25 protein-coding genes are annotated in these 23,048 nt (G+C 40.9%); 22 read left to right on the top strand and 3 right to left on the bottom strand.

Going from position 1 to position 23,048, the window contains the following annotated elements:
* Positions 1–75 precede the first annotated feature (75 nt).
* The 6 genes from liaF (at position 76) to IGK14_RS10615 (ending at position 4,566) form a co-directional block, all read left to right on the top strand.
* Positions 76–807, top strand: a complete 732-nt coding sequence (gene liaF, locus IGK14_RS10640; protein ID WP_010749367.1) for a cell wall-active antibiotics response protein LiaF — start codon at positions 76–78, stop codon at positions 805–807.
* Positions 804–1,871, top strand: coding sequence for a sensor histidine kinase (locus IGK14_RS10635; protein WP_005229561.1), 1,068 nt, complete (start codon positions 804–806; stop codon positions 1,869–1,871). Before liaF ends, IGK14_RS10635 begins: the two co-directional genes overlap by 4 nt.
* A 3-nt stretch (positions 1,872–1,874) precedes the next feature.
* Positions 1,875–2,504, top strand: a complete 630-nt coding sequence (locus IGK14_RS10630) for a response regulator transcription factor (RefSeq protein ID WP_005236913.1) — start codon at positions 1,875–1,877, stop codon at positions 2,502–2,504.
* Positions 2,505–2,590: 86 nt separating this feature from the next.
* A complete protein-coding gene (locus IGK14_RS10625; protein ID WP_005229566.1) occupies positions 2,591–3,256 on the top strand; it encodes a potassium channel family protein in 666 nt (221 codons plus the stop codon).
* Positions 3,257–3,267: 11 nt separating this feature from the next.
* Positions 3,268–3,567 (top strand): HesB/YadR/YfhF family protein, encoded by a 300-nt coding sequence (locus tag IGK14_RS10620; protein WP_005229567.1) that lies wholly within the window; start codon positions 3,268–3,270, stop codon positions 3,565–3,567.
* A gap of 57 nt (positions 3,568–3,624) precedes the next feature.
* On the top strand, positions 3,625–4,566 hold the full coding sequence (locus IGK14_RS10615) for a glycosyltransferase family 2 protein (RefSeq protein ID WP_010749368.1): 942 nt from the start codon (positions 3,625–3,627) through the stop codon (positions 4,564–4,566).
* 67 nt (positions 4,567–4,633) lie between these two features.
* On the opposite strand, the gene IGK14_RS10610 is transcribed toward IGK14_RS10615, so the two are convergent.
* Entirely contained in the window at positions 4,634–5,629 is a 996-nt protein-coding gene (locus IGK14_RS10610; RefSeq protein ID WP_438712672.1) for a phosphoglycerate dehydrogenase, read from the bottom strand.
* A 26-nt stretch (positions 5,630–5,655) separates the two neighbouring features.
* A complete protein-coding gene (locus IGK14_RS10605) occupies positions 5,656–6,465 on the bottom strand; it encodes a DUF1189 family protein (RefSeq protein WP_010749370.1) in 810 nt (269 codons plus the stop codon).
* 132 nt (positions 6,466–6,597) lie between these two features.
* Between IGK14_RS10605 and IGK14_RS10600 the strand changes: the two genes are divergently transcribed.
* The 11 genes from IGK14_RS10600 to IGK14_RS10550 all read left to right on the top strand — a co-directional run bounded on the left by IGK14_RS10600 (position 6,598) and on the right by IGK14_RS10550 (position 18,745).
* Positions 6,598–7,041: a GtrA family protein gene (locus tag IGK14_RS10600; RefSeq protein WP_010749371.1), complete on the top strand. Its 444-nt coding sequence runs from the start codon at positions 6,598–6,600 to the stop codon at positions 7,039–7,041.
* Positions 7,042–7,117: 76 nt separating this feature from the next.
* Positions 7,118–7,723 carry a superoxide dismutase gene (locus IGK14_RS10595; RefSeq protein ID WP_010749372.1) on the top strand — a complete coding sequence of 202 codons (606 nt, stop codon included), beginning with the start codon at positions 7,118–7,120 and terminating at the stop codon, positions 7,721–7,723.
* Positions 7,724–7,864: 141 nt separating this feature from the next.
* The gene (locus tag IGK14_RS10590; RefSeq protein ID WP_005229578.1) at positions 7,865–8,065 is read left to right on the top strand and encodes a cold-shock protein; all 201 of its coding nucleotides are present in this window, start codon (positions 7,865–7,867) and stop codon (positions 8,063–8,065) included.
* 254 nt (positions 8,066–8,319) lie between these two features.
* Positions 8,320–9,345 carry an LCP family glycopolymer transferase gene (locus IGK14_RS10585; protein WP_010749373.1) on the top strand — a complete coding sequence of 342 codons (1,026 nt, stop codon included), beginning with the start codon at positions 8,320–8,322 and terminating at the stop codon, positions 9,343–9,345.
* Between the two features lie 407 nt (positions 9,346–9,752).
* Positions 9,753–11,873, top strand: coding sequence for a peptidoglycan D,D-transpeptidase FtsI family protein (locus IGK14_RS10580; RefSeq protein WP_010749374.1), 2,121 nt, complete (start codon positions 9,753–9,755; stop codon positions 11,871–11,873).
* Between the two features lie 188 nt (positions 11,874–12,061).
* Positions 12,062–12,343 carry a hypothetical protein gene (locus IGK14_RS10575; protein WP_010749375.1) on the top strand — a complete coding sequence of 94 codons (282 nt, stop codon included), beginning with the start codon at positions 12,062–12,064 and terminating at the stop codon, positions 12,341–12,343.
* Between the two features lie 3 nt (positions 12,344–12,346).
* Positions 12,347–14,383, top strand: a complete 2,037-nt coding sequence (locus IGK14_RS10570) for a cation:proton antiporter (protein ID WP_010749376.1) — start codon at positions 12,347–12,349, stop codon at positions 14,381–14,383.
* A 205-nt stretch (positions 14,384–14,588) separates the two neighbouring features.
* A complete protein-coding gene (locus IGK14_RS10565; protein WP_010749377.1) occupies positions 14,589–16,496 on the top strand; it encodes an ABC-F family ATP-binding cassette domain-containing protein in 1,908 nt (635 codons plus the stop codon).
* Between the two features lie 16 nt (positions 16,497–16,512).
* Complete coding sequence (locus tag IGK14_RS10560; RefSeq protein ID WP_010749378.1) at positions 16,513–17,460, top strand: thymidylate synthase; 948 nt, start codon at positions 16,513–16,515, stop codon at positions 17,458–17,460.
* Positions 17,461–17,504: 44 nt separating this feature from the next.
* The gene (locus IGK14_RS10555) at positions 17,505–18,251 is read left to right on the top strand and encodes a hypothetical protein (protein WP_010749379.1); all 747 of its coding nucleotides are present in this window, start codon (positions 17,505–17,507) and stop codon (positions 18,249–18,251) included.
* Between the two features lie 5 nt (positions 18,252–18,256).
* On the top strand, positions 18,257–18,745 hold the full coding sequence (locus tag IGK14_RS10550; RefSeq protein WP_005229592.1) for a dihydrofolate reductase: 489 nt from the start codon (positions 18,257–18,259) through the stop codon (positions 18,743–18,745).
* Positions 18,746–18,809: 64 nt separating this feature from the next.
* On the opposite strand, the gene trhA is transcribed toward IGK14_RS10550, so the two are convergent.
* Positions 18,810–19,463 (bottom strand): PAQR family membrane homeostasis protein TrhA, encoded by a 654-nt coding sequence (gene trhA, locus IGK14_RS10545; RefSeq protein WP_005229593.1) that lies wholly within the window; start codon positions 19,461–19,463, stop codon positions 18,810–18,812.
* Between the two features lie 126 nt (positions 19,464–19,589).
* On the opposite strand from trhA, the gene IGK14_RS10540 reads away from it, so the two are divergent.
* The 5 genes from IGK14_RS10540 to IGK14_RS10520 all read left to right on the top strand — a co-directional run bounded on the left by IGK14_RS10540 (position 19,590) and on the right by IGK14_RS10520 (position 23,013).
* Positions 19,590–20,432, top strand: coding sequence for a DegV family protein (locus IGK14_RS10540; RefSeq protein ID WP_026008095.1), 843 nt, complete (start codon positions 19,590–19,592; stop codon positions 20,430–20,432).
* A 212-nt stretch (positions 20,433–20,644) separates the two neighbouring features.
* Entirely contained in the window at positions 20,645–21,631 is a 987-nt protein-coding gene (locus IGK14_RS10535) for an SGNH/GDSL hydrolase family protein (protein WP_010749380.1), read from the top strand.
* Positions 21,628–22,278 (top strand): YpmS family protein, encoded by a 651-nt coding sequence (locus IGK14_RS10530; protein ID WP_010749381.1) that lies wholly within the window; start codon positions 21,628–21,630, stop codon positions 22,276–22,278. The genes IGK14_RS10535 and IGK14_RS10530 overlap by 4 nt, the downstream gene beginning before the upstream one ends.
* Positions 22,278–22,799 carry a peptide-methionine (S)-S-oxide reductase MsrA gene (msrA, locus tag IGK14_RS10525; RefSeq protein WP_010749382.1) on the top strand — a complete coding sequence of 174 codons (522 nt, stop codon included), beginning with the start codon at positions 22,278–22,280 and terminating at the stop codon, positions 22,797–22,799. The genes IGK14_RS10530 and msrA overlap by 1 nt, the downstream gene beginning before the upstream one ends.
* On the top strand, positions 22,792–23,013 hold the full coding sequence (locus tag IGK14_RS10520) for a YozE family protein (RefSeq protein WP_005229600.1): 222 nt from the start codon (positions 22,792–22,794) through the stop codon (positions 23,011–23,013). The genes msrA and IGK14_RS10520 overlap by 8 nt, the downstream gene beginning before the upstream one ends.
* Positions 23,014–23,048 lie beyond the last annotated feature (35 nt).

The raw sequence follows: 23,048 nt of genomic DNA, 5'->3' as shown, positions 1-23,048 counted from the left end.
TTCGGACCAGCGACGGATGGACAAACCATTTTTTTCAGGTATGATAGAGTAGAATTACTAGGAGGAGGAGCTTGAATGAAAAGTCCTTGGCGTTTTTTCTTTATTGTTGAAGCGCTCTTACTGCTTTTTGCGGTATGGCAAATTTTATCTAATCCGCCATTATTATTTTTATTAATACTTGGTGTGACGTGCTTGGTCCTTGTGAACCGAAGTGAGCGCAAGAGCAATTTTAAAAATTTCTTGATGGTCTCAAGTTCCATTGCTATTTTGATCAGTTTGTTAAATAGTCCAGCACTGTGGCTGATGCTGATTTTTGCGATTTTATTTATTGGTTTAAAAGGAGTCGAGATTACCGGAATCGACTTAACTAAAAATTCATTCTGGCGCAAAAAACAAATGATTATCGTTGAAACTGAAGAACCCAAAGCTGATCATCCACTGAAACAAAAGCAGCAATGGTTAGGTAATGAACGGATCGGCAGTCAAGTCTATGAATGGGACGATATCAATTTAGATATCTTGACGGGGGACACTTTTATCGATTTAGGCAACACTTTATTGCCTAAGAAAGAAAACGTCGTGATCGTACGAAAAGGCTTTGGCAGAACTCGTATTTTAGTGCCTGCTGGTATAGCGATCAAATTAGAGCACAGTACTTTTATTGGCTCCGTTATTTTTGAAGGCGAAGAAACGAGCTTGAAAAATGAAAAAGTGACGATCTACAGCCCGGATTATGGCGAAAATAGTCGGCGTTTGAAAATCTTGACGAATACCCTTGTTGGTGATGTTGAGGTGATTCGGGTATGATCGGGAAATTTTCAAGAGGCATGATCGCTTTTTATGCAGGATTAGCAAGTTTTTTCACCATGATTTTGATGCTGTTTTCCTATTTATATGCCAGTGGGAAAAATAATTGGCTGATAGAAGTCTTTCAAATCAAGCTCTTCTTTATCCCAATCGTCTTTCACTTACTTGTAATATCTGCATTGATTGCTTTAGCTGTCTTTTTACTGATTTCTTTTTTTCGCAACCGTCAATACGGTCCGGTGGAAGAAAAGTTAAGACTGTTAGCCAGCGGCTATATCGATAGCCCTTTATTGGAAACAAAAATCCCCCATGCGTCTGAAAACCATTTGATTGCGAATGTGGATCGTGATATTGCCAGTATCCAATCGAAGATGAAACAGATGTCGATGGAATTACAGCAATTGAATGCGAAACCGCAGTTTGTTGATGGTCAGACGAAAGAAGAGATTTTAGAAGCAGAAAGGCAGCGTCTGGCTCGTGAATTGCACGACTCTGTTTCTCAACAGCTGTTTGCCGCCATGATGATGATGTCTGCACTAAATGAGCAAGCGATTCGAACAGATGCGCCAGAAAGCCAAAAGAAACAGTTAGCTATGGTCACAGACATTATCAATGCTTCGCAATCTGAAATGCGAGCGCTCTTGCTTCATCTACGACCTGTTACTTTGGAAGGGAAGAGTCTAAAGCAAGGAATCGAGCAATTGTTAAAAGAATTAGAGACCAAAATCAAAATTCTATTGACTTGGGATATTGAAGACTTTACGATGCCTAGTTCGATTGAAGATCAACTCTTTCGTGTGATCCAAGAACTCTTATCTAATACACTGCGTCACGCCAAGGCCAATGAGTTGGAAGTTTACTTGCATCGCATTGATAATAACGTGTTGTTGCGGGTGATCGATGACGGTGTTGGCTTTGATCCACAAGATCAAAAGGCCGGCAGCTATGGCTTGATGAATATCCGAGAACGGGTAAGTGCCGTTGGCGGAACGTTGAAAATTATTAGTTTTAAAAATCAAGGAACCAGTATTGAAATTAAAGTTCCACTGTTGAAGGAGGCATAAGGTATGATTAAAGTGTTGTTAGTTGATGACCATGAAATGGTTCGTCTGGGGGTTTCTTCTTATCTATCGATTCAAGACGATATAGAAGTAATTGGGGAAGCGGAAAATGGTCGAGTCGGGTATGAAAAGGCATTGGAATTACGTCCAGATGTGATTTTGATGGATTTGGTGATGGATGAAATGGATGGGATCGAATCTACGAAATTGATTTTAAATGATTGGCCCGAAGCAAAAATCATTATTGTCACTAGTTTTATTGATGACGAAAAAGTCTATCCTGCTATTGAAGCGGGTGCGGCAGGTTACCTGTTAAAGACGTCTACTGCTCATGAGATTGCGGAAGCCATTCGTGCAACCCAGCGAGGAGAGCGGGTCTTAGAACCCGAAGTCACCACGAAAATGATGGATCGTTTGACGAATCGGACACCGATCCTACATGAAGATTTGACCAATCGGGAACAAGAAGTGTTACTGTTGATCGCCGAAGGAAAGAGCAATCAAGAGATTGCGGATTCACTCTTCATTACGCTGAAAACAGTGAAGACACATGTGTCAAATATCTTATCAAAATTAGAAGTAGAAGATCGTACACAAGCTACGATATATGCTTTTAAACATGGTTTGATAAAATAAAGTCTTAATAATCATACCTCCTCATGGCAAGCAGAGGAGGTTTTTGTTATACTAAATTATGATCTGGTAAAAAAGGAGCGTTTGTGGTGAAGCAAAATTATGCAATAATCGGTCTGGGCCGTTTTGGTGGCAGTATTTGTCGTACGTTGATTGAATCTGGACAAGAAGTACTGGCGATCGATAGCAACGAAGATCGTGTCAATGAGTATATGAATATCGCCACCCATGCGGTGGTCGGTAACGCACAAGATGAGATGACGTTACGCTCATTGGGTATCCGTAACTTTGACCATGTCATTGTTGCGATTGGTGAGGATATTCAAGCTAGTATTTTGGTGACTTTGATGGTCAAAGAAATGGGTGTACCTAATATCTTAGCGAAAGCCCAAAACGAATACCATGCCCGTGTACTGGAAAAACTCGGCGCAGACCGTGTCGTTCATCCCGAACGTGACATGGGGATTCGCATCGCCCATAATCTAGTTTCCAAAAATATCTTAGATTATATTGAACTATCTGACGAATTTTCTCTAGCAGAGATTCGCGTGTCCAATCCACGCTTTTTCAATAAATCCCTGATTGAGCTGAATTTTCGACAAAAGTATGGTCTGACAGTCGTTGCGATTCGTCGGGGACCAGGACAAGTGATCGTTTCGCCTGATGCAGAGGCGATCGTGCGTGAAAATGACAATTTACTCGTGATCGGCAATACAGATGATGTAGATATACTTGATGAACATATGAATGATTAGGAGTGAAGAAAATGAACTTAACAATAAGTCCTGAAGCAATGCAATGGTTTAAAAAAGAATTGGTGGTAGACCAAGGAAGCGGGATTCGTTTTTTCGGAAAAATTTATGGCAAAACACAAGTGCATGACGGATTTTCCGTGGGAATGTCAGTCGATAAACCAGAACGTCCGATCGTCGAACAAACCATTGATGGCTTGCTTTTTTTTATTGATGAAGCAGACGAATGGTTTTTCAAAGGCTATGATTTAACTGTAGATTATGATGAAACGTTAGATGAACCGAAATATGATTTTAGCGAAGATAAAAAATAATGTGGATTCGGTCACAGCTGACCGATTTCCCACGATTGGCTCTAGGAGATGAAACCGATGTTATCAATTGTTGTACCTTGTTTTAATGAAGAGGCAAGCTTGCCGATTTTCTTTGAAGAAACAGAAAAAGTGAAGAAACACTTAAATATGCCTTTTGAATATATTTTTGTTAATGACGGGTCTTCAGATCAAACTCTGTCTGTTTTAAGAGACTTGTATCACGCCCACCCTGAAAGTGTTCGCTATCTATCTTTTTCGAGAAACTTTGGCAAAGAAGCTGCTCTTTATGCGGGGCTACAAGCTGCTAGAGGCGATTTTGTCACTGTAATGGATGCAGATTTACAAGATCCGCCGTCATTACTACCTGAAATGTTTTCTTTGCTAAGAAGTAAACCAGAGCTTGACTGTGTGGGTACGAGACGTGCCGATAGAAAAGGTGAGCCAAAGATTCGCAGTTTTTTTTCGAACTCGTTCTATAACATCATCAACAAAATTGCCGATACTGAAATGGTAAACGGTGCGCGAGATTTTCGCTTGATGCGCCGCAATATGGTTGATGCAGTTTTACAGCTGTCAGAGTACAATCGCTTTTCAAAAGGGATCTTCAGCTGGGTTGGGTTTGATACAGAATACATCGCCTATGAGAATCGAGAAAGAGTAGCGGGTGAGACGTCCTGGTCATTCTGGAAGCTATTCCAATATTCGATCGATGGCATCGTCAATTTTTCAGATACACCTTTGAATATCGCCTCGTTTATTGGTGCGCTTTCCTGTTTTGGTTCTCTGATTGCTTTGATCTTTATTGTGATAAGAACCTTTATTTTTGGAGATCCGACATCAGGGTGGCCTTCAATGGTCAGTATCTTCTTATTTGTTGGTGGATTGCAATTGCTTTGTTTAGGGATCATCGGCAAGTATATCGGAAAAATTTTCTTAGAGACTAAAAATAGACCCTTGTACTTCTTGAAAGAAACCGAAAAAGACCAAGAAAAACAATGATAAAATAAAAGTGTACAATTTGAAGGGGTTGCCTTCAACTGTACACTTTTTTTTCGGAAAGAATTTGTTAGTATCCCTTATCCAAGTTTATCTCATTTTTAACAAGTTCTTGTTTTGTTAAAAATTGTTGGAAATTCGCTAAGAAAATATCCATAAATGCCTTTTGAAAATGAGGCGTGTGTCCTGAGATATGAGGAGTAATCAACAGGTTTTCGGTATGCCATAGCGGATCATTTTCTGGTAGAGGTTCCTCTTCAAAAACATCTAGTGCGGCAAATGCCAGCTGCTTTTTCTCTAATGCCTTTGTTAATGCGGCAGTATCCACGCTAGGACCGCGAGCGACATTATAAAATGAAGCAGAAGGCTTCATTTGTGCAAAAAAGGCTTCATCATACAAATGTGCGGTTTCTTCTGTCAGTGGAAGAATATTGATGATGCAATCGGCGGTTTTTGCGCAAGTGTGTAAGTCAGATAACGCAAACGTTTTTTCAAAACCCGCCACCTCATGGGCGCTTGTATTAATGCCGATCGGATGTACACCAAAAAAGGTTAATGCTTTGGCTAATCTTTGGCCGATTTGTCCCGTACCAACGATCAAAATCTCTTGATCAGATAGCTTTGCATAAGGAATCGTATCCGGTGCCCATTGCTGTTTTCTTTGTTGTTGGATTGCTTGGAAAATCCCGCGGTTTTCCATAAAGAGCAAAGCCAATAAATGGTCTGTAATCGATTCTGCGTGGATGCCACTGCCATTTGATAAGAGAATGTCGTATTTTGCAAACTCTTTTAATGGCAAGGTGTCCACACCAGCCGAAATCGCTTGGACCCATTTCAAATTTGTTTTTTCGGTTAACAGGTGTTCGTTCCATGCTGGTTTCCAACCAATAGTGATTTCTACTTGTGACCAATCAATTGCTTGGTCCTTTGAGTACACGAGAAATTGATAGTCTTTTTCCATTTGTTCCACATAAGTGTCGCGAAAGTTGCGAGTGGCTAAGATTATTTTTTTCATTGCCAAGCCTCCTTGTATCTTAAGTGTAGCAAAGATTGAGAAAAAAGCCATGTTCAATGAATTGAACATGGCATAGATCATTTTTTTAATTGTATTTTTTGGGAATCTTTGACACCTTGTGTAAATAAGAATAGGGAACCAAACAAAATAAAGGTGGTAGCATCAAAGGAAGGCAGCGCTAGTTGTACAATAACACTAATGAGTGTAGGCAATGCAGCACAGACAATGAGAATCTTTAAATTTTCGAAAAAGGTATAAGAGAATAGCTTCAATTTCGTATAGATCGTTGCAATAAAGGTTCCCATGATTAAGGTGATCAGTAAGCTGACAAACGTGGGATATAAGGCGACAAAAAAGACAATGATTTTTATCAGCCATGGGATCGCTTGGTTGGATAAGGTTTCACGAATCGCCTGACCGTTAAGATTACGCAGTGCTGGTTCACTATAATCAAATTCTAATTGGTTTGAGTCTAACATAGACGTTGAGAAACCAGAAGAAGGGATACGAATGACCAGCTGATCTTTTAACAAACCTACTGCGATCACCGAGCCGGTGACATCAGATGCAATATCCGCTGGTGTACGATTGCCATCAGGATCAAAAGTAAAGATGATCGAATCGGTTTGATAGATGAATCCTTGCGTATTTGGAGCGGCAGAAAGCTGTCCATTTTCGATCGTGAAATCAGGAATTGTTTCTCCGATTTTTTGTCCATCTGCTTGCACATCACGAAAGACGCCTAAGACATTGATGGTAATTGGCAAAGCCATCATCACGGCTGCACCTAATAGAAAAACGATCACTTTGGAAAACTCTGCTTTTTTGACGAATTTTAGTTCTGGTATTCGAAAAAAAGCAATTTTAAATAGTTGGACGATAGTCATTTGCTGATAAACTCCTTTGTGGTATAACTAGAGTAATTGTAACGAAGGGTTCTTAGGATTACAAGGAATTCACAAAAAAAGAGCCAAATATCTATTGAATAAGTAAATAAAGTAATGAAAGTAGGCATATGTATGCAAAAGTTAATTGAATACAAACAAATCTTACAACAAAAAAAACTGTGGGAGCCACTCACGTATTTATTTTTTGGTGGTTTGACCACCGTAGTCAATATTGTCGTCTATCTTATTTTTCGTGAAGGGTTTGGTTTTTATTACCAGACAGCGAATGTGATTTCTTGGATCGCTTCTGTTTTATTCGCTTACTTTACAAATAAGTTATGGGTCTTCGAAGCAAAAACAAAAACGAAGCAAGAGTCTTGGGCGGCATTTGGAAAGTTCATTTTTTTTCGCGTTATATCATTAGGCTTGGACATGCTCTGTATGTATTTCTTTATCTCAGTTTTAGCTACCGGCGATCTTGTTGCCAAGCTGGTCACCCAAGTCGTTGTTGTTTTGGCAAATTATGTGTTTAGTAAATTTTTGATTTTCAATACGAAAAAAAGTGAGAAAAAGTAAGCATATTTTTTGAACAAAGTCTGATAGTCTGATAATGTTACTTATGTAAACATTATCATTGAGGAGGATTTTTTTTATGACTTACACATTACCAGATTTACCTTACGCATACGATGCATTGGAACCATATATTGATGAAGAAACGATGCATTTGCATCATGATAAACACCACAACACTTATGTAACAAACTTAAATGCAGCGATTGAAAAACATCCTGAATTAGGTGAAAAAAAAGTTGAAGAATTATTAGCAGACTTTTCTTCTGTACCTGAAGATATTCAAACAGCGGTTCGCAACAATGGCGGCGGCCATGCTAACCACACGTTCTTCTGGGAAATCTTAGGCCCAAATGCTGGTGGCGAACCTACTGGGGCAATCAAAGAGGCAATTGAAGAAACATTCGGCAGCTTTGAAGACTTTAAAGAAGAATTTAAAACTGCTGCAACTGGACGTTTTGGTTCAGGTTGGGCATGGTTAGTCGTTAAAGACGGTAAACTAGCAATCACTTCAACAGCGAATCAAGATTCACCATTGATGGATGGTCAAACACCTGTTTTAGGTTTAGATGTTTGGGAGCATGCGTATTACTTAAAATATAAAAATGTTCGTCCAGAGTACATCAATGCTTTCTGGAGTGTTGTTAACTGGGATAAAGTGAACGAATATTTCGCAAAAGCTTAATCAAACTATTAGGAAGAAGCCTGTCTAAGGGCTTCTTTTTTGTTGATGGAAAGAAATTTCGTTATTGCTAACGCTTACATATTCCGCTATAATGAAATCGACGGAATCGTCGGATTATAATTATTGGAGGCTTTACACACTATGGAACATGGGAAAGTAAAATGGTTCAACAACGAAAAAGGGTTTGGTTTTATTACAGTCGATGGTGGCGATGATGTATTTGTTCACTTCTCTGCCATTCAAGGAGATGGTTTTAAATCGCTTGAAGAAGGACAAGAAGTTGAATTTACGATCGTTGAAGGTGCCCGCGGACCGCAGGCAGCGGAAGTAACCAAAGTCTAATTACTTAATTACAGAATCGACTGAAAACCTTGCAGCTAAGCAAGGTTTTTTTCGTCCTAGCTAGTTTCTGGCAAAACCATGAAGGAAAAGAATGAGAAAATTATTTCTTTCCTTCAAGTGAGGGATACTTTCGTTTTGTTTCATTTACATTACATTTTTATTAAAACAAAAGTTTTATAACAAATGAGATTGCTGTATGATATAAATTATGCGAAAATTTAGTCGATTGTTATTTTTATCGGACGAGGTGCAAGATGCGAAAATATCAAAGAATAGTAATAGGAACATTAGGGATTTTAGTCCTGGGAATTATCGGATTAACTGTGTACGGCTTGCAAGTTTATAAAGATACAAGTTCAACTTTTGAACATATTTCTAAACCAGTAGATCGAAAAACAAAAAGGCGTTCAGAAACTGTCAACATTGAAAAAAGAGAACCTTTTTCCATCTTGTTACTAGGAATTGATACCGGAGCTTTAGGAAGGACCGAACAAGGCCGTTCAGACAGCATGATGGTTGTTACAGTAAATCCAGAAAAAAAGCAATCTACGATTGTTAGCTTGGATAGGGATATATTTACTCAAATCGTCGGGTATGGAACGCTAGATAAGTTAAATCACGCATATGCTTTTGGCGGAGAAGCCATGGCAATGGATTCTGTGGAAAATCTTTTGGATATACCGATTGATCATTATGTGACAATCAACATGCAAGGCCTGAGAGATTTGATTGATGCAGTTGGTGGGATCAAAGTAACGAATGATATCGACTTTACGCTAGAGGGGGTTCATGTTCCAAAAGGAAAAATCACTTTAAATGGGAAAACTGGTCTAGCTTATGCACGCATGCGTAAAGAAGACCCAGAAGGAGATATTGGTCGGCAGAAAAGACAACGTGAGGTCGTAACAAAAATTCTAAAAAAAATAATGAGTTTGGATGGAGTCAATAATTATCAGAAATTATTAAAAGCAGTTGAGAAAAATTCAAAGACGGATCTGACATGGGACGATATGCTGGATATCGGAAAAAACTATTTACCGGCTTTTACGACGATTCATCAAGAGCAGCTGCAAGGGGAAGGGCAAATGTTGAATGATGTCTACTATCAGCTTTTAGGGGTCAATCAGCTCTTACACATGCAAAATACACTCAGAGAACAACTGGCCCTCCCTCCAAACAATCAGCTTTCACAAGGAGATGAACATACGCAAGGCTATGTGAACTATCAGTTCTATGATGACAGTGCAGTGTTTTCCGATGGTGAGGATGCGAGTGAATAAAACCATATAGCTGTCTTTCGATCATTTGAGGGTGTGTCGCTTTACACATCTCCTTCAACTGTTTGATAGGATAGCGGAATCGATGCATGGGCAACTGCTTGTGTGTCGATTTTTCGTTTATATGAAAGATCCCATCGCTTCAATCGATCTAGTTTTCCACAAAAACTGAAATGTATATCTTGTTTCACGAAATCAACAAATGAAAAAACATAAGAAAGCTTAAAAAAACAATTTTTTCATGAAAGAGTGAAAATGAAACAATCTATCTGTGAAACATTCAGGCAGATATCGTTGAGTTTTTATAGTTTTTTCTAAGGATTAATGGATATTTTTTGTTTTTTCTGTTTCAGATCGAATTTTTTGGTAAAATAGGACAGTAGTCATTATAGATTGGAAGGATAGATGAGATGAAGAATTTGAAAGATAAAGTTGTCCAAGGGATACGCAAGGGGCCAGAAGAACCAAAGGCCAAATCGTATCGCAAATCTCATGTTCCATTTCGATTGAACTTTTTGTTTTTTATTATTTTTGCTTTGTTTGTGTCCTTGATCGTTCAATTAGGCTATCTACAGATCGTCAATGGCGATAATATTGAGCAGCAGTTGAAAGCCTCATCTGTAGTGGAAGTAAAAGGAAGTGCCCCTCGTGGGATGATTTACGATGCTTCTGGGAAAGCGTTAGTGGAAAATCAAGCCAATGCAGCAATCACTTTTACCCGGGGAAACAAAATGACCGCTCAAGATCTGTTAGAAACGGCCAAAAAATTGAGCGAGTTGATCGAAGTTCCTGTGGACAAAAACTTGTCTGATCGTGATCTTAAGGACTTTTGGCTGGCCGATGAAGAAAATCTTGAAGCAGCAACTGACCGATTGAGTGATGAAGAGCGTTCTTTAGGTACTTCTGAACAATATGCGGCAACCGTTGATAAAGTGACAGAAGATGAAATCAATTTTTCTGATGCAGAATTAGAAGCAGCCACGATTTTTAAGCGGATGAATAGCGCCCAATCTTTGAGTACGGTCTTTATTAAGAGGTCGGATGTGTCTGACCGTGAATTGGCAGTTGTTGCTGAAAACATGGTCGATTTACCAGGAATCTCCACCGGGACCGATTGGACACGAAAGATCGTTGAAGGAAGTTCTCTGGCTAGTTTGATCGGAACGGTGACTAGTGAAGAACAAGGAATACCTGAAGAAGTTCTAGACGAATTCTTAGAAAAAGGTTACGCACGTAATGATCGCGTTGGCCGTAGTTATTTGGAACAACAATATGAAGAAGTTTTACAAGGAACAAAATCCATCTCTGAAATATCGCTTGACAACAACAACAATATTGAAAGTCAAAAAGAAACCTTTGCAGGCGCAAAGGGGGATAATCTGGTTCTAACACTCGATGCTGAATTTCAAGCGAAAGTTGACAAGATTTTGCAAGACAATTTTCAAAAACTGATTGATTCTGGTGCTGCAGAGTATTCCCCAGGGGTATACGCAGTGGCGTTAAATCCGAAAACCGGCGGTGTCCTTTCCATGTCCGGGTATCATCATGACACGGGATCAAATGAAATGCAGGAAAATGCCATTGGTACCTTTATTAATTCCTTTGTACCAGGGTCCGTCGTCAAAGCAGGAACCTTGGCTGCCGGTTGGGAAAACGGCGTCTTAAACGGCAACGAAGTGCTGCTGGATCAACCAATCAGAATCGGCTCCGATGTAAAAGCTTCTATTTTCAACCCAACTGGGGCAAATAATCGCAATCTTTCTGCGGAGCAGTCATTGGAAGTTTCTTCTAACTCCTATATGATGCAAGTCGCTTTACGTTTGATGGGCATCAATTATCAGTCAGGCATCTCGATTCCAACAGTGGATCGTCAAGGGGATGTCTACGAAAAACTCCGTTCCTCTTTTGCCTCTTTTGGTATGGGAACTGAAACAGGGATCGATTTACCAGGAGAAGCAACTGGTATCAGCACATCCATTGAGAACATGGACCCTGTCAGTGATGGCGGAAAGATCCTCGACTTAGCATTCGGCCAGTTTGATACTTATACGACACTGCAACTGGCACAATATGCAGCAACTGTTGCTAATGGTGGCAAAAGATTGCAGCCTCACATCGTTGACGGAATCTACGACAATGATGAAACAGGCGGACTAGGTTCGCTGATTGAGGACATCGAACCAACGGTATTGAACGAGGTTGGTTTATCAGATGCGCAAATGCAAATTATCCAAAATGGCTTTTACGATGCGGTTCATGGAACGGATGCTTGGGCAACTGCCAAAGGCTTGGCTTCTGCGAAAATGGAAGTCTCTGCCAAAACAGGTACTGCCGAAACACCCATCGTGGATAGTAATGGCAATACCATCAGCTTAGTTAACTTAAACATCGTTGCCTACGGGCCAAGCAGTGATGCGGATATTGCGATTGCGATCGTGATGCCTCAATTAAAAGGAGACACCAATACGCATCCCAATATTCAAATCGCGAAAGAGATCATGGATGCTTATTACGACTTGTATATGAAATAAACAAAAAATCGCAGTGAAAGCTGCGGTTTTTTTAGTTTATAAGAATGCGGATAGAAAACCATCTTTTAGTGAGAAAGACTTGCTATTTTTGAATGATTGGCTTAGAATACTAGCGGTCAAGAGATAATTTTGATTTATACGATAAATAAAAAGATAAACTGATAATAAAAGGGGCCCAAAGCACAATCATGAACAAGGAATGTTTAAGCAAACAAGAACTGATGAAACAGTTGGGACAATTTACACCAGCTGAAAAAAAAGAGATTCGTGAATACTTGCAGCGGAAAAATCCATTGCTCTTCCGTAAATTTGAGCGAATGAAACACGATCTTTACCGCTTGGAATCACGGCGTGTCCAATGCGAAATTGAAAATAACGAAAAGGAGTTAGATCTTTTAAACGATAAGATCCTTTTGAAAAAAGAAGATTTTCTTGAGCTGTTATTAGCTATTCGAAAGAAAAGAGGGTAATGGATGGAATTTATTGAACTCGTCATTATCATTGCAATTCTCGTCACGTTATCAAATGTGGCGAGCAAAATATTACCCTCGGTACCGATCTTTTTTATTCAAATCATCTTAGGGATTTTACTAGGTTTAACAGAAATGGGACAGGAAATCGCTTTTGAACCGGAAATGTTTTTAGTAATGATCATTGGACCATTGCTGTTTCGTGAAGGAGAACGAGCAGATGTACCTGAAATCCTCAAAAACAGCAAGATCGTGTTGTTTTTGGCTTTTGGCGGCGTTCTAATGACACTGTTTGCTGTCGGCGGAACGCTCCATTGGTTGATGCCCACGATTCCTCTGGCTGCTTGTTTCGCTTTTGGTGCTGCGTTAGGACCAACTGATGCAGTGGCAGTCTCCTCATTAGCAAAACGTTTGAAAATTTCCAAAAACATTATGCACATTCTGGAAGGCGAGGGCTTACTGAACGATGCTTCAGGGGTTACCGCATTGCAGTTTGCTATCGTAGCTTTGACCACCGGGAGCTTTTCAGCAGCCAACGCAGGGTTCCAGCTCCTATTCTCTAGTATCGGCGGCGGGCTTGTCGGTTACTTGATCGTGTGGCTGAAACGTCGAATTTTGCGCTTTATTGAAAAAATCTCGGCACAAGATGTCACAGTATACTTATTGATCGAACTGCTCTTGCCATTTGCTGCCTATTTGCTGGCCGAAATGATCGGGGTCTCAGGCATCATCGCAGCCGTTGTGGCAGGTGTAGCCCAAGCCCAAAGAAAACGACGGATCTCGTTGTTTGATGCAGAGCTGGCGAATATTTCAGAAAGTACTTGGTCGACCATTGTCTTTACATTGAATGCATTGGTGTTTCTTTTTCTAGGAATCGAGTTGTCACAAGTATTTTCACCAATCTGGGAGAGCAATAATTATGCAAACTGGCATCTAGTGATTACGATTTTGGTGGTCACGGCGGTGATCTTCCTCGTTCGTTTTCTCTTTTTGTTGTTTTACTATTGGTTTTTACAGTCAAAAAAACAAGTATCTATGAATCAAGTCGCCTTGTTGACTTTTGGTGGAGTCAAGGGAACAGTCAGTTTGGCAGCCATCTTTATTTTGCCAGTGATGGTGCATGATGCACCCTTTCATGAAAGAGGCTTGCTTCTGTTTTTGACCGCTTGTGTGATCTTGCTGACATTGATCATAAGTGTGATGGTCTTGCCATACTTGGCAGATGGGGAAGCTGCCGAAAGCGTCGACTTCAATCACTTGCTGATCTTAGAAGACGTCATCGAACAATTGGAAGCAGAAGAGAAGCAGGAACTCTCGGATAAAGGCCGTTTAGCGATCGATGCTGTCATCAATTCTTATGAAAATCGGCGCTGGGAATTGTATCGCAATAGTCTGACTGATTCAGAAAAACAAGAAATCCAAGAGATTCAAGGATTGATCCTATCGATCGAACAAGACGGCTTGGATGAAGCTTATCGAAATGGGAAAGTCAGCTTAAATGGCTACCGTTTTTATTCACGGTTTATTTCTCAGCAGCAGCATTCCCTCGCAAAACAAATTCTCTCATTCTTTAGTTTTTGGCTCTTCTTTATTCAGCGATTTATCCGTATTTTGATTCATCCTCGCTTGTTTTTACAGCGACAGCAGCAGCTAAAAGCTGCCTTGAAGCAACGAGACATTTCTGAAGTACAAAAAATCTACTTAAAGAACAGTGAATATATTTTTCACAGTTTGAGCAATTTAGAAGATGTCTATGATTCCTCGCTGATCAATTTCTTTATTCGTCAACGAGAAATGAGCATCAAACGGTTTGAACACAGCAATTTCATTGAAACGATCATGATCGAGCAAGACCCGATTTTTGTTAAGAAAGTCCTTTGGGGCTATTACCTTGAGCGCAAGACGATCGATGAATATGAAGTGGCTGAAAAAATCTCAACGATTTCGGCAAATGAATATCGACGCAATGTCAATCTGTTAGAATCGTATGCGATGTCTCGAGCAGAAGAACAGCCGAAGCAGCGAATGTTTCGCCGATAATACGTCTCAAGAGGCGCACAACTTGAGGCACGTTTTATGGAGTGTCTTCGTCAGGTTATTTTCCTAAACAATGATCAACATCGATGATCAGAGGGAGTAGACTGACGAAGGCATTCTTTTTTTACAAAAATTGATTTTTTTCTCTCATCGTTTCCGCTGATGAAATGTGGTACAATGAGCGAAGAAAAAACTCAGGAGGGATTCTGTGAAAGAATTAAAAGTAAGTGAATTAACCAAAACATATGGTGAAAAAACACTGTTTGATCAGCTTTCTTTTCTGATACATGAAAAAGATCGAATCGGTTTGATCGGTGTCAATGGCACGGGTAAATCGAGTTTGTTACGGATCTTGGCCGGTTTGGATCGCGGTGATGGCGATCGCCAAACGGTATTTGCCGCCCAAGATTATCGCATCGGTTTCTTGACTCAAGACAATCAGTTACAAGAAGAATTATCTGTTGTAGATGCTGTTTTTCAAGGCACCAGTCCGCTGATTCGCGTTGTTCGTGACTATGAAAAAGCGCTGATTGCCTTAGAGAATAATGGCTTGGATCAACAAACGCAACGGAATTATCAGTTGGCAGAAGAAGCGATGAATAAAGCCGATGCTTGGAATACAGATACAACTGCCAAGATCATTTTACAAAAACTTGGGATCAATGAGTTAGAAAAAAAGGTCAGTGAGTTATCTGGAGGTCAAAAGAAACGAGTGGCTATGGCTCAAGTATTGATCGATGAACCAGACTTGTTGTTATTGGATGAACCGACTAACCACTTGGATTATGATGCGATCCAATGGTTGGAAGGCTATCTAAAAAATTATCGGGGTGCGTTACTGATGGTGACCCACGATCGCTACTTTTTGGATCGAGTCGTTAATCGGATTTTTGAATTGTCTTTTGGCAAGCTACATGAATATCAGGGCAATTACGAGACGTATCTTCATGCTCGAGCAGAAAGAGAACGTGTGGAGGAGACGCAAGAAGACAAGCGCAAGCAGTTGTACAAACATGAGTTGGCTTGGATTCGCACTGGAGCGAAGGCCCGTACAACGAAACAACAGGCACGGATCGATCGTTTCGATGATTTAAAAGAAAACCTACATCAAGTAAAACGAAACGGCGAAGTGGCCATTGATGTTGCTACGACACGCTTAGGCAAACAAGTCTTAGAGCTAAAAGATGCGAGTTATCAGATTGAAAACAAAACGATTTTGTCTCACTTTGATTTGTTGATTCAATCAAGAGAACGCTTAGGGATCACAGGAGAAAACGGTGCGGGCAAATCGACGTTGCTCAATATTTTAGCTGGTCGCCTGCCTTTAGAAGAAGGGGAGCGTACGATGGGCGTGACTGTGAAAATGGCTTATTATACGCAAACGATTGAAGCGATGAACCCTGATCAGCGAATGATTGCTTATTTGCAAGAAGCAGCCGAGGAAGTGCAAAAAGTGGATGGCTCCCAAGTCAGTGTCGCCGAAATGCTGGAACAGTTTTTATTTCCGCGATCCATGCATGGCACCAAGATCGGCAAGCTGTCTGGCGGGGAAAAACGACGACTATTTTTACTCAAGCTATTGATTGGACAGCCAAATGTTCTCTTGTTAGATGAACCGACCAACGATTTGGATATTGATACCTTGACGATTTTGGAAAGTTATTTGGAAACATTTCCAGGTGCAGTCATCACTGTTTCCCATGACCGCTACTTTTTAGATAAAGTTGCCCAAAAATTGCTGATCTTCGAAGGAAATGGCAGGATTACGTCCTACTTTGGTTCCATCAATGAATATCTAGCAGCCAATACCAATAAAGCTAGTTCGAGTGTACTAGAGCCAAAAGAAACAAAAACCGATTCACTTTCTGCTGAAAGTGAGGCGTCTGCTGCAGCGCCTGTCAAAAAGAAACTGAGTTATATGGAACAAAAAGAGTGGGCGACGATTGAAGATGATATCGCAGCATTAGAAGAAAAAGCAGCCGCCTTGACCGAAGAAATGAATCATCAAGGCGCGGACTTTACGAAGCTGCAAAAATTACAGCAAGAAATCAGCGAGGTTGAAACGCAACTGGCAGAAAAAATGGATCGTTGGGAATATTTGAGCGAATTTGTGTAGAGTAAAGGAGAGAACGATGGAACAAGCATATTTAGATCTAGGAAGAAAAATATTAGCAGAAGGCAATGATAAAAGTGATCGTACAGGAACGGGAACACGCAGTGTCTTTGGTCATCAAATGCGTTTTGATCTGTCCCAAGGCTTTCCTTTGCTGACAACAAAAAGAGTTCCTTTTGGCTTGATCAAGAGCGAATTATTGTGGTTTCTAAAGGGAGATACCAATATCCGCTACCTGCTGGAACATAATAACCACATTTGGGATGAATGGGCGTTTGAACGCTACATTAAAAGTGATGCTTACACAGGTCCTGATATGACAGACTTTGGTCGCCGTTCATTAGTGGATGAAGCTTTCAATGAACAGTATCAACATGAGTTGAAACTATTTTGTGAAAAAATCTTAGCCGATGATGCTTTCGCTGAAACTTTCGGCGATTTGGGCCATGTATATGGGTATCAATGGCGGCATTGGGAAAAAAGTACCGGCGGGTTTATCGATCAAATCAAAGAAGTGATCGACATGATCAAAACGACGCCGGATTCTCGCCGTCTGATCGTCTCCGCATGGAATCCTGAAGATGTACCGACGATGGCGTTGCCACCTTGTCACACAATGTTTCAATTTTATGTTCATGAGGGTCGCTTAAGCTGTCAGCTGTATCAACGCAGTGCCGATGTCTTTTTAGGCGTTCCCTTCAATATTGCTAGTTATGCGCTATTAACGCACCTGATTGCTCATGAAACTGGACTAGAAGTCGGGGATTTTGTCCATACATTAGGCGATGCTCATCTGTACAGCAATCATATGGAACAGATGAAGGAACAGTTGACTCGTTCGGTACGTCCTGCGCCAACCTTACAGTTAAATCCTGAAAAACAGTCGATCTTTGATTTTGAAATGGAAGATATTACCTTGGCAGGGTATGATCCGCATCCAACGATCAAAGCACCGATCGCAGTTTAAGTGGTTGTTTGGGTTTCATTTCATAAAGAAAGGAATGAGGCGTAATGGTAAATACCCACAAGCGAGGCTTTGCGGCGACCTTTCATCAGAGTCATGCTGGATCGATTACTGTAGCGCTCATTGAGCAAGTCATCGATTTCTTGCATCAGCACTATGCTGCAGTTTGGCTATCCGTATCCGAAGAAACAGTGCCAGAGCTAAAGGAAGCCATTCGATCAAATCAGCAGTGTACTGCCATTTTTATACCAGCAAAAGGAGCAGCGGATGCCCGCAGAAGGCTTGTTTTTGCTGCCCAGCACCACCTGCCAGCTCTGGATTCGCTGCATATTTGTGATTTTGATCGCGTGGTGACGTGGATTCAGACCTATCCAGAAGAACTAGTGGCAATAAGCAAAAAGCCTTTACCTGCGAATACGTATTGTATCCTTGGACGAACTGCAAGGGCGTTTGCGAGTCATCCGCAAACGTGGCAAAGAACGGAGCGCCTGATCAACGAGATCGCTGCTGACTTCTTTCAAATAGAAGAAGTTGATGTCGCAGCTGGCAGTGCTCTCTTTCCAATCTCCCTGATACCGACCTTGCTGAAAAACAACAACGCGCATTTAAACGATGGGGAATGGCCGCGAAATGTCCAAAGAAGCGGCGGCACAATTGTTTACCAAGCCTGTGATGGCTTGCGCTTTGAGGAGCGCAACAAAGATCCATTTGAGCATGAATCAGCTTTTCAGCTGATGCAGCGGCTGCAGGTTGCTGCTATTATTTCGGAATCATTTTATACAGAAGGGATGTAATTTTTATGTTGATCGCACTTTGGGCACAAGATCAAAAGGGGTTGATCGGAGCGGATGGTACACTGCCGTGGCATTTGCCGAATGATTTGAAATTTTTTAAAGAGCAAACTATCAATAATACGATTATAATGGGGCGCAAAACCTTTGAAGGCATGGGAAAAAGATTACTGCCACAGCGTACGACGATCGTTTTGACGAGTGATCGGGATTATCAAGCCAACGGCGCCTTAGTGATGCATGACCGTGAGGAAATTTTGGCGTATGTGAAGCAGCAAGAGCATCCCGTTTTTTTAACTGGTGGAGCAGGTGTTTTTGAAGCGATGATTGACGATTGTGATCAATTGTACCGTACAGTGATCGCTGCGGAATTTAACGGAGATGTGTATTTCCCAGAGATTGATTGGACGCAATGGAAACTTGATCATGTGATTGATGGGATCGTCGATGAAAAGAACCATTATCCCCATCAATTTGAATTTTATCGTAGAAAATAAAAGAACAGGAAGCTTTCTGCAGCGAAAGTTTCCTGTTCTTTTTTTTGTAAGCAGTGCTTCATTTTTAGGTATACAACAAGACGGAAAAGTACATCAATCCAGCACCTAACATAACGAATAAGTGCCAAACCACATGCATGAACCGAACGGATTTTAAACTATAGAATAGCGCACCTACAGTATAAGAAACACCACCGCTTGCTAGTAAAAATGTTCCCCAGTAGCCTAAATGTTCGATCAGAGGTTTAAAGGCAATAACACATAACCAGCCCATGATGATGTAGATCAGGGTGGAGATTTTTGAGACGGTCTCTTTTTTATGAAGAGTCAGTGACTTATAAACGATGCCGCTAATTGCTAGTAGCCAAATCAAGACAAAGAGTGACCAGCCAAGCCAGCCTTGGATACTAAGCAAGCAAAAAGGTGTATAACTTCCAGCAATCAGCAAGAAAATGGAGGCATGATCAAAGACTTGGAAGACCTTTTTTGCTTTGGTAAAAATCAAACTGTGAAATAAGGTAGAAAAGAGGAAGAGCAAAATCATCATCGATCCATAAATGGCATAGGAAACGATGTGGATAGGTGACCCTAGATTTGCCCCCTTGATTAAGAGAATGACCAGTCCTGCGATACTCAGTCCTAATCCGATCCCGTGGGTTACTGCATTTAATACTTCATTGACGATCAAATATCTGCGACTAAACTTCATGTGCTGCATTCGGCACCGTCCTTTCGAATCGAAATTAGATGAAAAAAAATTTTCTCTCTGTTATACTTAGTATAAATGGTCTGTGGTTATTTTACCACGAAAAAAGACTTGATTTAAAGAGAGAGTGAATATATGATGGCAAATCTTAAAATTGTGACAGATTCTTCCAGTACGATGGAACCAAGTGTCCGTGATGCTTTGGCTATCCATGTCGTGCCTTTATCTGTAATGATCGATGGTGTCGTTTATCCAGATGATGAAACGCTGCCGGGAGAAAAATTTATGCAAATGATGGCGCAAGCCAAAGAATTACCTAAAACTAGCCAGCCGCCGATCGGTCATTTTGTAGAACTGTATGATGAATTAGGCAAAGATGGCAGTGAAATACTATCGATTCATATGACCAAAGGTCTTAGTGGAACTGTGGAAGCGGCTCGTCAAGCAAGTCATTTATCAAAAGCCAAAGTCACCGTGATCGATAGCGACACGACAGACCAAGCGTTGGCTTTTCAAGTGATTCGGGCAGCAGAATTGGCTAAAGCCGGTAAGACATTAGAAGAAGTTTTACCAGAAGTGGATCTGGTGCGTGAGCATACGAAATTATTTATCGGCGTTTCAACGTTAGAAAACTTAGTAAAAGGTGGGCGCATCAGTCGCGCCAAAGGTCTTTTATCGAGCTTACTGAACATGAAAGTGATCATGGATTTTGATCATTCAGAACTGATTCCAGTCGTCAAAGGACGCGGCGTCAAGACGTTCAATAAATGGTTTGAGGAATTAAAAGCAGAATTGAAGAATATGCCAAAAGTGACGAAAATTGGTATTTCTCATGCAGAAGGGTTAGAAATCACGGAACGTTTCCAAAAAGAACTAGCAGAATTGTTTCCTGACTTGGAGATCCCATTGCTTCACACAACACCGATCATCGCCACTCATACAGGTAGAGGTGCGTTTGCGATCACTTACAGTACGGAATAAAAAAGGTGCTTCCTTTCAGCGATTCGTTTGACGACGAATCGCTTTTTGGTGTATGAAAAGCTGAAAGGAAGAAAAAGCAGAATGAAGCTGCGATTCTTTGTCTATTCAGAGAGTAGGGAGCTGTTTTCTTTCTTAAGTTTGAAGGATTGCGACTAGGAATTTTATGAGAATTTTGTTAAAATAGCAAAGATTACAAAGGAGTTTGAATACCTGTGAAATGGAAGAAATTAGTAACTTATTTGATCGTTGTGGGACTGATAGCCGTTGGAACGGGTGTACTGTTTCATTTAGCTGTTCCCAAAGCGCAACCACTGCTGACCCCTGTGGATAAGCTAGCAGCCAATGATTCGAAAAAATCCGCCATTGAATACCTCGCACTTGGGGATTCATTGACAGAGGGTGTTGGGGATGAAACAGCTCGGGGCGGCTTTGTGCCTATTTTGGCAGGAGATCTAGAGGACCGCTATGATCTGAGCAATTTAGTAACCAAAAATTATGGGGTCGCTGGTGAACGAAGCGACCAGATTTTAAAACGAGTCAAAAATGATGAAGACTTGCGCCAAGACCTTAGTCAAGCGGACCTGATTACTTTGACCGTCGGCGGAAATGACGTCTTAAAAGTGATCCAAAGCAATTTCTTCGGTCTGAGTATCGAGACGTTTACGGAACCGATGGCAGAATATAATGAACGCTTAAAAGATTTATTCGCTCAAATCCGTGAACTAAATAGCGATGCCCCAATCTATGTTTTGGGTATTTACAATCCATTTTATCTGAACTTTCCAGAGATCACCGACATGCAGACGATCATTGATAACTGGAATAAACAGACGGAAACGTTCGTCAATCAGCAAGAAAATGCCTTTTTTATTCCTATCAACGATTTGCTCTATAAAGGGTTAAGTGATGAGGTCGGTATTGCGGATACAGAAGAAGACGCAACTGAGGAAACAACACAAACAACCGACACTGGAAGTTTACCTGAGTCATCGGCGCCAAATGCTGATGAGACACAAAGCAGCACGTCGGCGACTACCGACTCATCGCAAGCTGTCGGGAATAATATCACCAACAATGTTTTGTATGAAGGCGACCGCTTCCATCCCAATAATCTTGGGTATCAACTGATGGCGAATGCCGTTCGCGATGAAGTGATCAAAACACAAAACTATTGGTTGCTAGAGGAGGAAGCAAAATGAAACCAAGCGAATCAACGAAGCAGCCGGAAAAAACAGCTGCAAGCACTAAAAAATCGATCAACTACTGGAAAATTGCTTTTCTAGTTCTGGTCGGCATCCTTTTGGGGACAACGGTTTTCTTTGCTTCAAGAATTTTTCAGCAGCGAGAAACTGGCTTAAATGAAAGTGCTGAACTTGTTCAACGGGAGGGCAGTCCTGTTCTGACCGTTAACAGCAACAAAAGCCAAGTCAATCAATTGATTGATTTTTATCTATCTGATTTTCAAAAGGATCAAGAGGTAAAATATAATTTTGAGCTGAGAAACGAAGCACTCTTAACAGGCGAGTTTCAAGTATTAGGGTTTCCTATCACGTTTTATCTCTATTTTGATCCTTATGTGACAGAAGAAGGCAATGTCCAATTAAAAGCCAAAAGTCTATCGATTGGCACCTTGGATTTGCCCACCAGTGAAGTAATGAAAATGATCAAACGTAGTTTTAAATTTCCCGAATGGATCGATGTCAATGCCGATGAACAAATTATACTGATACGATTGGATCAATTCCGCATGCAAAACGGATTGTTCATCAAGGCAAACAAAATCAATCTTGTAGATGATGAAATTCAAATGAGCTTATATTTACCAGCTGAAACGGAGGATGAATAATGGAACGAGCAATTTTTGCAGGTGGGTGTTTCTGGTGTATGATCCAGCCCTTTGATGAACTCGAAGGGGTGCATTCGATTTTTTCTGGCTATACCGCAGGACATACCGAAAATCCAACCTATGAAGAAGTCAAAAGCCATCAAACAGGGCATACCGAAGCAGTAGAAATCATTTTTGACCCAGAAAAAATCAGTTTTGAGGAGCTCTTGACGATTTATTGGCAGCAAACAGATCCAACCGATGCTTTTGGCCAATTTGAAGATCGCGGCGACAATTATCGTCCGGTTATCTTCTATTTTAACGAAGAGCAGCGAAAAAAAGCCGAAGCCAGCAAAGCAGCACTTCAGGCTTCCGGTCGCTTTACCGATCCGATCGTGACTACGATCGAACCAGCGCAACCCTTTTATTTAGCGGAAGAAGAACATCAAGAGTACTACAAAAAGAATCCTGAAAATTTTGCTCGCAATCATTCCCGTCGAGCAGCCTTTTTAGAAGATCATTGGGAGCAAGAACATGCGTAAAAGTTTTTATAGCTATTTAATGGCAGTCAAAGGTCCGAGTCATACAGATGAGGCTCAGATCTTTGCCACTCATGCGAGTCATGATATTCAGTTTCCAAAGCACAGTGATGATTATGATGAAGTCTCTTCTTATCTGGAACTAAACGTTGATTATTTGCCATCCATGGATATTTTTGATCGTATCTGGGCAGAGTATCTCGAAAATAACAAATAAAAACGTCCTTCGTTTTGCCTGCACAAATGCTCAGA

The sequence above is a fragment of the Enterococcus sp. DIV0970a genome (assembly GCF_051711265.1).
Lineage (GTDB): Bacteria > Bacillota > Bacilli > Lactobacillales > Enterococcaceae > Enterococcus_D > Enterococcus_D casseliflavus.
This window is presented reverse-complemented; position numbering and strand designations above follow the sequence as displayed.

What these genes read in the sequence shown, in the direction of transcription:
- liaF (WP_010749367.1), top strand. Translation starts at nt 76, where the DNA reads ATGAAAAGTCCTTGGCGTTTTTTCTTTATTGTTGAAGCGCTCTTACTG.
- IGK14_RS10635 (WP_005229561.1), top strand. Translation starts at nt 804, where the DNA reads ATGATCGGGAAATTTTCAAGAGGCATGATCGCTTTTTATGCAGGATTA.
- IGK14_RS10630 (WP_005236913.1), top strand. Translation starts at nt 1,875, where the DNA reads ATGATTAAAGTGTTGTTAGTTGATGACCATGAAATGGTTCGTCTGGGG.
- IGK14_RS10620 (WP_005229567.1), top strand. Translation starts at nt 3,268, where the DNA reads ATGAACTTAACAATAAGTCCTGAAGCAATGCAATGGTTTAAAAAAGAA.
- IGK14_RS10615 (WP_010749368.1), top strand. Translation starts at nt 3,625, where the DNA reads ATGTTATCAATTGTTGTACCTTGTTTTAATGAAGAGGCAAGCTTGCCG.
- IGK14_RS10610 (WP_438712672.1), bottom strand. Translation starts at nt 5,629, where the DNA reads ATGGCTTTTTTCTCAATCTTTGCTACACTTAAGATACAAGGAGGCTTG.
- IGK14_RS10605 (WP_010749370.1), bottom strand. Translation starts at nt 6,465, where the DNA reads ATGACTATCGTCCAACTATTTAAAATTGCTTTTTTTCGAATACCAGAA.
- IGK14_RS10600 (WP_010749371.1), top strand. Translation starts at nt 6,598, where the DNA reads ATGCAAAAGTTAATTGAATACAAACAAATCTTACAACAAAAAAAACTG.
- IGK14_RS10595 (WP_010749372.1), top strand. Translation starts at nt 7,118, where the DNA reads ATGACTTACACATTACCAGATTTACCTTACGCATACGATGCATTGGAA.
- IGK14_RS10590 (WP_005229578.1), top strand. Translation starts at nt 7,865, where the DNA reads ATGGAACATGGGAAAGTAAAATGGTTCAACAACGAAAAAGGGTTTGGT.
- IGK14_RS10585 (WP_010749373.1), top strand. Translation starts at nt 8,320, where the DNA reads ATGCGAAAATATCAAAGAATAGTAATAGGAACATTAGGGATTTTAGTC.
- IGK14_RS10580 (WP_010749374.1), top strand. Translation starts at nt 9,753, where the DNA reads ATGAAGAATTTGAAAGATAAAGTTGTCCAAGGGATACGCAAGGGGCCA.
- IGK14_RS10575 (WP_010749375.1), top strand. Translation starts at nt 12,062, where the DNA reads ATGAACAAGGAATGTTTAAGCAAACAAGAACTGATGAAACAGTTGGGA.
- IGK14_RS10570 (WP_010749376.1), top strand. Translation starts at nt 12,347, where the DNA reads ATGGAATTTATTGAACTCGTCATTATCATTGCAATTCTCGTCACGTTA.
- IGK14_RS10560 (WP_010749378.1), top strand. Translation starts at nt 16,513, where the DNA reads ATGGAACAAGCATATTTAGATCTAGGAAGAAAAATATTAGCAGAAGGC.
- IGK14_RS10555 (WP_010749379.1), top strand. Translation starts at nt 17,505, where the DNA reads ATGGTAAATACCCACAAGCGAGGCTTTGCGGCGACCTTTCATCAGAGT.
- IGK14_RS10550 (WP_005229592.1), top strand. Translation starts at nt 18,257, where the DNA reads ATGTTGATCGCACTTTGGGCACAAGATCAAAAGGGGTTGATCGGAGCG.
- trhA (WP_005229593.1), bottom strand. Translation starts at nt 19,463, where the DNA reads ATGCAGCACATGAAGTTTAGTCGCAGATATTTGATCGTCAATGAAGTA.
- IGK14_RS10540 (WP_026008095.1), top strand. Translation starts at nt 19,590, where the DNA reads ATGGCAAATCTTAAAATTGTGACAGATTCTTCCAGTACGATGGAACCA.
- IGK14_RS10530 (WP_010749381.1), top strand. Translation starts at nt 21,628, where the DNA reads ATGAAACCAAGCGAATCAACGAAGCAGCCGGAAAAAACAGCTGCAAGC.
- msrA (WP_010749382.1), top strand. Translation starts at nt 22,278, where the DNA reads ATGGAACGAGCAATTTTTGCAGGTGGGTGTTTCTGGTGTATGATCCAG.
- IGK14_RS10520 (WP_005229600.1), top strand. Translation starts at nt 22,792, where the DNA reads ATGCGTAAAAGTTTTTATAGCTATTTAATGGCAGTCAAAGGTCCGAGT.